General features: G+C 71.1%; 6 protein-coding genes and 1 pseudogene. All 7 read right to left on the bottom strand.

Features of this window, described 5'->3' with window-relative positions; all coding sequences use genetic code 11:
* Positions 1–13: 13 nt before the first annotated feature.
* On the bottom strand, positions 14–766 hold the full coding sequence (locus ACJA3G_RS24300) for a response regulator (RefSeq protein ID WP_406555160.1): 753 nt from the start codon (positions 764–766) through the stop codon (positions 14–16).
* Positions 767–989: 223 nt separating this feature from the next.
* Positions 990–1,679 (bottom strand): ribosome hibernation-promoting factor, HPF/YfiA family, encoded by a 690-nt coding sequence (gene hpf, locus ACJA3G_RS24305; RefSeq protein WP_406555161.1) that lies wholly within the window; start codon positions 1,677–1,679, stop codon positions 990–992.
* A gap of 313 nt (positions 1,680–1,992) precedes the next feature.
* The gene (locus ACJA3G_RS24310; RefSeq protein ID WP_406555162.1) at positions 1,993–2,751 is read right to left on the bottom strand and encodes a ComF family protein; all 759 of its coding nucleotides are present in this window, start codon (positions 2,749–2,751) and stop codon (positions 1,993–1,995) included.
* A 162-nt stretch (positions 2,752–2,913) separates the two neighbouring features.
* Positions 2,914–4,803, bottom strand: a complete 1,890-nt coding sequence (locus tag ACJA3G_RS24315) for an LpqB family beta-propeller domain-containing protein (RefSeq protein ID WP_406555163.1) — start codon at positions 4,801–4,803, stop codon at positions 2,914–2,916.
* Positions 4,793–6,841, bottom strand: coding sequence for an MtrAB system histidine kinase MtrB (gene mtrB / locus ACJA3G_RS24320; protein WP_406555164.1), 2,049 nt, complete (start codon positions 6,839–6,841; stop codon positions 4,793–4,795). The genes ACJA3G_RS24315 and mtrB overlap by 11 nt, the downstream gene beginning before the upstream one ends.
* A 1-nt stretch (position 6,842) precedes the next feature.
* Positions 6,843–7,532: a two-component system response regulator MtrA gene (mtrA, locus tag ACJA3G_RS24325; RefSeq protein ID WP_188278465.1), complete on the bottom strand. Its 690-nt coding sequence runs from the start codon at positions 7,530–7,532 to the stop codon at positions 6,843–6,845.
* A 4-nt stretch (positions 7,533–7,536) separates the two neighbouring features.
* A pseudogene (locus ACJA3G_RS24330) lies at positions 7,537–7,921 on the bottom strand (S-methyl-5-thioribose-1-phosphate isomerase); the annotation flags it as partial.

Below are 7,921 nucleotides of genomic sequence, written 5' to 3' on the forward strand. Positions count from 1 at the left end.
GGCGTGGGGCGGGCTAGCGGATCTCCAGGATCTTCTCGCGCATCGCGTACACCACCGCCTCCATCCGGGAGTGCAGCTGAAGCTTCTCCAGGATGTTCCGGACGTGGTTCTTCACGGTGTTCTCGGAGATGAACAACTCCTTGGCGATGTCCCGGTTGTTCATCCCCGTCGCCACGAGCTTGAGCACTTCGAGCTCGCGGTCGGTGAGCCTCGGCGCGGGCACCAGCCGTCGCTCGTCGGTGCGCTGGATCATCGACTTGAACTCGGTGAGCAGCTTCGACGCCATCGACGGGCTGATCTGCGACTGGCCGTCCGCGACCGCCCGGATGGCGGTCGCCACCTCGTCGGTGGAGATCTCCTTGAGGAGGTAGCCCGTCGCCCCGGCCTTGATCGCGTCGTAGAGGTCGGCCTCCTCGTCGCTGATCGTCAGCATGATGATCTTCGCGCTGGGGGCGACCTCCTTGATGGAGGTGCAGGCCTCGATGCCGCCGCGCCGCGGCATCCGTACGTCCATCAGCACGATGTCGGGCAGCAGGTCCGCCGCCTTGTCCACGGCCTCCGCCCCGTCGCCCGCCTCGCCGACGACCTGGATGTCCTCCTCCGCGGCCAGCACGATCTCCAGGCCCCGGCGGAACAGCGCGTGGTCGTCCACGACCAGGACCCGGATGGGCTCCTTGCGCGACCCCGCCGCTTCCATGCCGGTGGGAGCCCCGTCAGAACCGTCCGGGGCCGACGCGTCGTGCACCGGCCCGAAGCTGTCTGCCATCGTTCCTCCCCCTGAAGGCCATGGCCCGAGTTGGTGTGGCTGCCAACCATGCTCCGGGGAGCAGCGGTTGGTGTGCGACGCCATGATTTCATGCCCGGCCGACAGAGCGGCGCTCCAGTGGTCGCACAGTGGTGCCCCTGGGGGCGCACAAGGCGCTCCAGGGGCATCACCGCTCTCTGGTACGGCACGCCGCACGGCTTCGTTCAGCGCGCCGCCCGCCAGGTCATCCGCCGAGCGCTCCGCCGGCGCCGCTCGCGTCCTCACCGGCCAGCGGGTCCGTCTCCAGATGGATCACGCCGTAGTCGTAGGCGTGCCGCCGGTAGACGACGCTGGGATTCTTCGTCTCGGAGTCGACGAAGAGGTAGAAGTCGTGTCCGACCAGTTCCATCTCGTAGAGCGCCTGGTCGAGCGTCATCGGGGCGGCGACATGTGTCTTCTCGCGGACCACCAGCGGTCCCTCGCCCTGGACTTCGACCGATCCCATCCGGGTGACCGGAACGCCGTCCTCCTGCGATACGCCCACCGGCTCGCCGTTCGCGTTCAACTCGGCCACGCCCGGGACCACGTCGGCCACCTCGGCGGCCGAGAGCCGGCCGTTGCCCCGGCGGGTGTAGCGCTTGTCGTGCTCCTTGCGCAGTCGCGCCTCCAGCTTGCTGTGAGCCAGGTCGAGGGCTGCGTACGGATCGGCAGCCGCCGCCTCGGCCCGGATCACCGGGCCACGCGAGTGCAGCGTGATCTCCACTCGGTCGGAACGGTCGGCCTGCCGCGGGTTGTGTTCCTTGGACACCTCGACGTCGAGGCTGATTACCTTGCCGTCGAGCTTCTGGATCTTCTCCAGCTTCAGCTTCTCGGCCACGTGCTTGCGGAACCGCTCGGGTACCTCGGTCTTGCGGCCCTTGACGACGATGTCCACGCAGAACTCCGTTCCCGGATCGCTCCGACTCAATCGCGGAGCGTCTCCCTCTTGCACCAGACTCCGGTGGGCACCGGAGTCTCGGACTGGGCGACTTTCACCTCCTCCTCCCCCGTGGGGAAGATCGCCACCCCACCGACTTCAGGTTCGGGGAAGTACCCAGAAGCGAGGCCGTGCATTCCGTGAGGCCGCTTTCGCCATTCCTCATAACCGAACATAGCTCGCTCGGACGGATGTCGGCACCCGCTACCAGCACGTACCTCCGTTCAGGCGTTTCATGCCTCTTACTACCTGCAACGATGCAGGTTCCCCGTCAGTTCCGGTTTATTTCGAAGGATGCCGGGGTCGATGCGACGACCGCGGCCGTCGCCGTCCGCTGTGCGAATCCCGGAATTGTGTGCCCCGGGAAACGGCCCGTCGCGCCGCCCGTCCCGCCGGCCGCGCACGCGACCGCCCGGGCCGCCTCCACCAGCGAGGCACCCGTGGTCATGAGGTCGTCCACCAGGACCACCCGGCCGCCCTCCAGCAGCCGGTCACCACCGGCCGACACCTCCAGCGCCCCGCTCAGATTCGCCAGCCGCTGCCGGGCGCTCAGCCCCGACTGGTCCGCCACCGCACGCCGCTGACGCAGCACCGCCGCCACCCGCGCGTCCGTACCCGTACGCCGCAACTCGCCCGCCGCCGCCAGGGCGATCCGGCGCGCCGGATCATGCCCGCGCGCCCGCACCGCACGCCGCGCCGACGGCACCGGCACGAGCAGCAGCGGCCCGTCCCGGGGCGCCGCGGCGGCCACCCGCACCGCACCCGCGAGCGCCTGCCCGAGGACCCCGGCCAGCCCCAGGGCGCCCCGCTCCTTGTGGGCGAGGAGCACCGCCCGTACGGCGTCCTCGTAGACCGCCGCCGCGTACACCACCGGCAGCCCCGCGGGCTCGGGGGCAGGTCGGACCCGCCGCGCCCGCACACCAAGCAGCGCCGCCGCGCACCGCTCGCACAGCGCCGTACGGGGACTGCCGCAGCCGCCGCAGGCAACCGGCAGCACCAGCCCGGAGATCTCCTGCCACCATCCCCGCATGGCACCCACTCTGCCAACAGCGAGGCTGCCCGGCCACCCCTGTGGAAAACCGACGGGGCCGGGCAAGCCACCGGTCGGCCCAGCCGGGGGACGCACCGGGCCGACCAGGTGGTCGGGCGCCCGCCCGGGGCGGGCGGGCGCCGTCAGCCGGGACGGGCGCCGTCAGCCCGGGTAGACCGGCGAGGAGCCCGTCTTGACTGCCGTCTTCCAGTTGGCGCCCGGCGGCAGCCGGACGATGCCGTCCTCCTTCGAGTGCGCCACCAGCGGCAGCCGCTCGTCGTCCGCGGCGGCGATGTCGGTCACCCGGTTGGCGCCCGGCAGATTGCCCGCAGCCGACAGCGAGCCGTCCGTCTGCATGTAGCGCAACTGCTGCTGGAGACCGCCGGTCTCCTTGCCGACCACGACGAGGCGGCTGCGGCCGGCCCAGGACACCGCCGTCACATCCTCCATCTGGGGTGCTCCGGGGCGCAGTTCCACCACGGAGACCTGGGGATGGTCCGGGTCGCCGATCCGCTCCACACGGCCGATCCGCAGCGTCGCACGGCCGCCCTCGTTCACCAGGAGCGCGATCCGCACACTGTCCGCCGACATCCGCACCTGCTCGATGTGCGCCCCGTTCAGACCGGCGACATCGACCTCCTGGGGCTGTCCCTGGCCGTGGTCGAGGTGGAGCAGCCGGGGGTGCGCGGGGTCCCGGTCGGCCACCCACAGATCGTCGCGACCGTCCCAACTCGGCGCCGAGAGACCGTCCTTCGGGTCCTTGCTCTGGCTCGTCACCGGCGTCTTCACCAGCTCGCCGTCGGACATGATGGGTGCCACGTACAGCGAGCGGCCGTCGTTCGTCACGCCCGCCGCGCGCCTCTCGCGCCGCTCCACCGCGACCGAACGCAGCCGCTGCTCGGCCCGGCCGAACGGCCCGGGGACCAGCTCGGTGACCACGTCACCGTCCGCGCTCTCGGCACTGTCGACGCCGTCCGCGCCCGCGCCCTCACCGGCACGCATCCGCGCGAGCCGTCCCTGCGCGTCCAGGAAGTACTGGCCGGGCTTGGGCGTGGCGCGCTCCGGCGCGTACTGCTCCGCCTGGTCGCCGCCGAGCACGCACAGCTGCGAGCCGTTCGCCCGGTCCAGCTCCACCTGGCCGACCCGCGTCGCGGTCAGATCCCGCAGCGTGAACAGCAGTTGGGCCGCCATCTTGCGGCACTGGCCGCCACCGACGTTGGACGCCCGCTCACTGAGCGGCACCTTGAGCGCGTTGCGGTCGTCGAACGCGAGCGCCTTGGTGCCGTCCTTGAGCGCCGTCCCGCTCGGGAAGCGCGAACCCACCACCGGCCGCAGCCAGTTGGTCGGCCCCTCCAGCACGGCCATGACCGTCTGGGTGACCAGGTTCATCTGCGTCTCGGGGTCGTTGCGCTGACGCACGTACACCGGATCGGCGACCAGCCGGTCCTGACCCGACGCGAAGTAGTACTTGTTGACGGAACGGTAGATGCGCTGGAAGTCCGACTGTCCGAGCAGCAGCCCCTCGGGCAGCGTGTCGATGCGCCACTCCTTGCCGCTCGACGTGTTCTGCCGTACGAGATGGATCGTCTCGTTGTACGTCGACTTCGCTCCGGCGGGCTGGTAGGCGTGCTGCTTGTCCACCACGGCGACCGGTTTGCCGGTCACGGTGAACGTGAAGCTGGAGCTGTCGCCCTTGTCGCTGGTCCGGTTCGGCTGCGGGTTCGGTCCGTCGGCCAGCACCGTGGTCGCCTGATCCGGCTTCCAGGCCCGCGCGGCCTGCGGCGTCAGATACTTGCGCGCCGTCGCGAACTGCGGGTCGTCACTGGTCATCGCCTCCAGGAACCCGTCGACGATCTCGTCGGCAGCCGCCCCCTCGCGCGGCGGCACCGCGTACACCTGCACCTGCGAGTCGGCGCGCTGCGACGCCTGCACCGCGTGCACGTCACCGCTGTCGGGCATCGACGCGCATCCCGCCACCAGCACACCGCCGCAGCCCAGCAGCGCGGCCGACCGCAGCCGACGGCCGCGGCCCCTCCCCCGATCAGCGCCCACGAGACGATTCCTCCTGGTCGGCGGCTGCCGGAGCAGCCGCTCTGTCAGCAGCCTGCGATGGTACGGACTCGCCCTCCACGCGCGCGTCGGTGACCCGCGGCACCACCCTGGCCCCGCCGCCACCGGGCAGCGCGGTCGGATCGGCGGCCGGCCCGGACGTGCGCGGCGCAGCCGGCGGCCCGGGCGGCACCCCCAGCGAAGAGCGGGTGGCGGCGGGCTGGACCGGCACGCTCGCCAGCCGCAGCCCGTTGCCCTGCTCGGGCGCCGCGCCCAGCCGGGCCCGCTCGCGCGCGGCCCGCGAATCCTCCGGCTCCAGCGGTATCGGAGATCCGCGCAGCGGCTCGTCGGCCGTGCGCGGCAGAGTCAGCCGGAACTGGGAGCCGCCGCCGGGCTCGCCCCAGGCCTGGAGCCAGCCGCCGTGCAGCCGCGCGTCCTCGACGGCGATCGACAGGCCGAGCCCGGTGCCCCCGGTCGTCCTGGCCCGGGCCGGGTCGGCCCGCCAGAAGCGGTTGAACACCCGCGTCGCCTCGCCGGGCTTGAGGCCCACTCCGTAGTCGCGCACCGCGATGGCCACCGCGCCTCCGGCCGAGCCCATACGCACCACCACGTCCCGGCCCTCGCCGTGCTCCACGGCGTTGACCACGAGGTTGCGCAGCACCCGCTCGACCCGCCGGGCGTCGGCCTCGGCCACCACCGGCTGCTCGTCGCCGACCACCCGTATCCGGCTGCCCTTGCGCTCGGCGAGCGGCTCGGCACCCTCGATCACCCGGCGTACGACGTTCCGCAGGTCTATCGGCTCGGCCTCCAGGGCCGCCGCGCCCGCGTCGAACCGGCTGATCTCCAGAAGATCCGCGAGCAGCGACTCGAACCGGTCCAGCTGTCCCGCCAGAAGCTCCGCCGACCGTGCCGTCACCGGATCGAAGTCGACGCGCGCCTCGTGGATGACGTCCGCCGCCATCCGTACGGTCGTCAGCGGCGTCCGCAGTTCGTGCGAGACGTCGGAGACGAACCGCCGCTGCATCCGCGACAGCTCCTCCAACTGCTGGATCTTGACCTGGAGGTTCTGCGCCATCTTGTTGAAGGCCTCGCCGAGGCGCGCGATGTCGTCCTCACCGGTGACCTTCATCCGTTCCTGCAGCTTGGCCGCGGAGAGCCGCTCCGCGATCTGCGCCGCCATCCGGACCGGGGTGACGACCTGGCGCACCACCAGCCAGGCGATCGCCCCCAGCAGCACCACCAGGAACAGCCCGGCGGTCGCGAGGGTGCCCTTGACCAGGCTCAGCGTCTTCTCCTCCTGCGCCAGCGGGAAGAGGTAGTACAGCTGGTAGGCCTGGCCGTCGACGTCCTTCAGCTTGGTCCCGATGACCAGCCCCGGCTTGGGTTCCTGGCCGTCGAGATACTTGATCGAGGCGTACGTCTTGTACGCCCCCGTGCCCTGGTCGACGTCCTCCCGCAGGCTCTGCGGGACGCTCGCGACCGGATCCACACCGCCCGAGGCGCGCGGGCCCCGGTTGCTGGAGCCCGAGTCCTCGGAGTCGGCGCTCAGCGCGACCACGTAGAACGCGCCCTGGCCACCACTGGCGAGCTGGGTCACCAGCTCGCTGCGCCAGGTCACCGAACTGCCGGCCCGTCCGTCGGAGCCGCCGTCGTCCTGTCCGCCCGGCGCCGCCGGGGCACTGGCCTTGTCCTTGGCCACGGCGAAGCCGCCCGCGGACTGGCTCTCGGACGCCTTCTCCTTGGTGACGAGGAGCCCGTTGCGCACCTGACCGATGACAACGAACCCGAGCAGCAGCACCACTCCCAGCGACATCAGCAGGGTGGAGGCGACCACCCGCAGCTGGATGTTGCGCCGCCACAACCGCACCGCGGGCAGCAGCGGACGCCGCACCCAGCGCACGAACAACCTCAGCACGGGGCTGCCGGGCGTACCCTCCTGAAGGATCCGCCCGCCCCATGACGTCTTCCGTCCCACACCAGCAGCCCGCCCCCCACGGACCCCGGGCTTCCCGGGCTTCGGAGCAGCACCGCCGCGGGACATGTCAGCTCGGTCCGGCCTTGTAACCGACACCACGGACGGTCACCACGATCTCCGGACGCTCGGGGTCCTTCTCGACCTTCGAGCGGAGCCGCTGCACATGCACATTCACCAGCCGCGTGTCCGCCGCGTGCCGGTACCCCCACACCTGCTCCAGGAGCACCTCACGGGTGAACACCTGCCACGGCTTGCGCGCCAGCGCGACCAGCAGGTCGAACTCCAGCGGGGTCAGGGCGATGGACTGCCCGTCCCGCTTCACGGAGTGACCCGCCACGTCGATCACCAGATCGCCGATCGCCAGCTGCTCCGGCGCCGGCTCCTCCGACCTCCTCAGGCGCGCCCGGATACGGGCGACCAGTTCCTTCGGCTTGAACGGCTTCACGATGTAGTCGTCCGCCCCGGACTCCAGGCCGACCACCACATCCACCGTGTCGCTCTTGGCGGTGAGCATCACGATCGGCACGCCGGACTCGGCCCTGATCAGCCTGCAGACCTCGATGCCGTCCCGTCCGGGCAGCATGAGGTCCAGCAGGACCAGGTCCGGCTTGGCCTCACGGAATGCCGCCAGTGCCTTGTCGCCGTCCGCTACGAACGACGGCTCAAAACCTTCTCCACGCAGCACAATGCCGAGCATCTCGGCCAGCGCGGTGTCGTCGTCGACGACAAGGACGCGTCCCTTCATAAACGTCATCATCCCATTAGCTAATCGTTACCTGGCGTGACCTGGCACACAGCTCTCTCAGACCGCCGCCGGTGACGGGTGAGAGAACACCTTCCTCGGTGACGATCGCCGTCACCAACTCGGGGGGCGTCACATCGAACGCGGGGTTGTACGCCTGCGTCCCCAGCGGCGCCACGGGCAGCCCGACACCCGCCCCCCATCCGGCCGCAGGAGCCTGCGGTCCGGTGAGCTCCGTCACCTCCTGCCCGGGACGCTGCTCGACCTCGATCGACGCCCCGTCGGGAGTCTCCAGATCCACCGTCGTGACCGGCGCCACCACGATGAACGGCACGTGGTGGTACTTGGCGAGCACCGCGAGCGGATAACTCCCCACCTTGTTCGCCACCGACCCGTCGGCCGCT

It is taken from the genome of Streptomyces sp. YS-3 (assembly GCF_045257485.1).
Lineage (GTDB): Bacteria > Actinomycetota > Actinomycetes > Streptomycetales > Streptomycetaceae > Streptomyces.

Bases quoted from the DNA above. Each gene is read 5' to 3' on its own strand.
- mtrB (WP_406555164.1), bottom strand. From the start codon at position 6,841: ATGTCCCGCGGCGGTGCTGCTCCGAAGCCCGGGAAGCCCGGGGTCCGT.
- ACJA3G_RS24310 (WP_406555162.1), bottom strand. From the start codon at position 2,751: ATGCGGGGATGGTGGCAGGAGATCTCCGGGCTGGTGCTGCCGGTTGCC.
- mtrA (WP_188278465.1), bottom strand. From the start codon at position 7,532: ATGATGACGTTTATGAAGGGACGCGTCCTTGTCGTCGACGACGACACC.
- ACJA3G_RS24300 (WP_406555160.1), bottom strand. From the start codon at position 766: ATGGCAGACAGCTTCGGGCCGGTGCACGACGCGTCGGCCCCGGACGGT.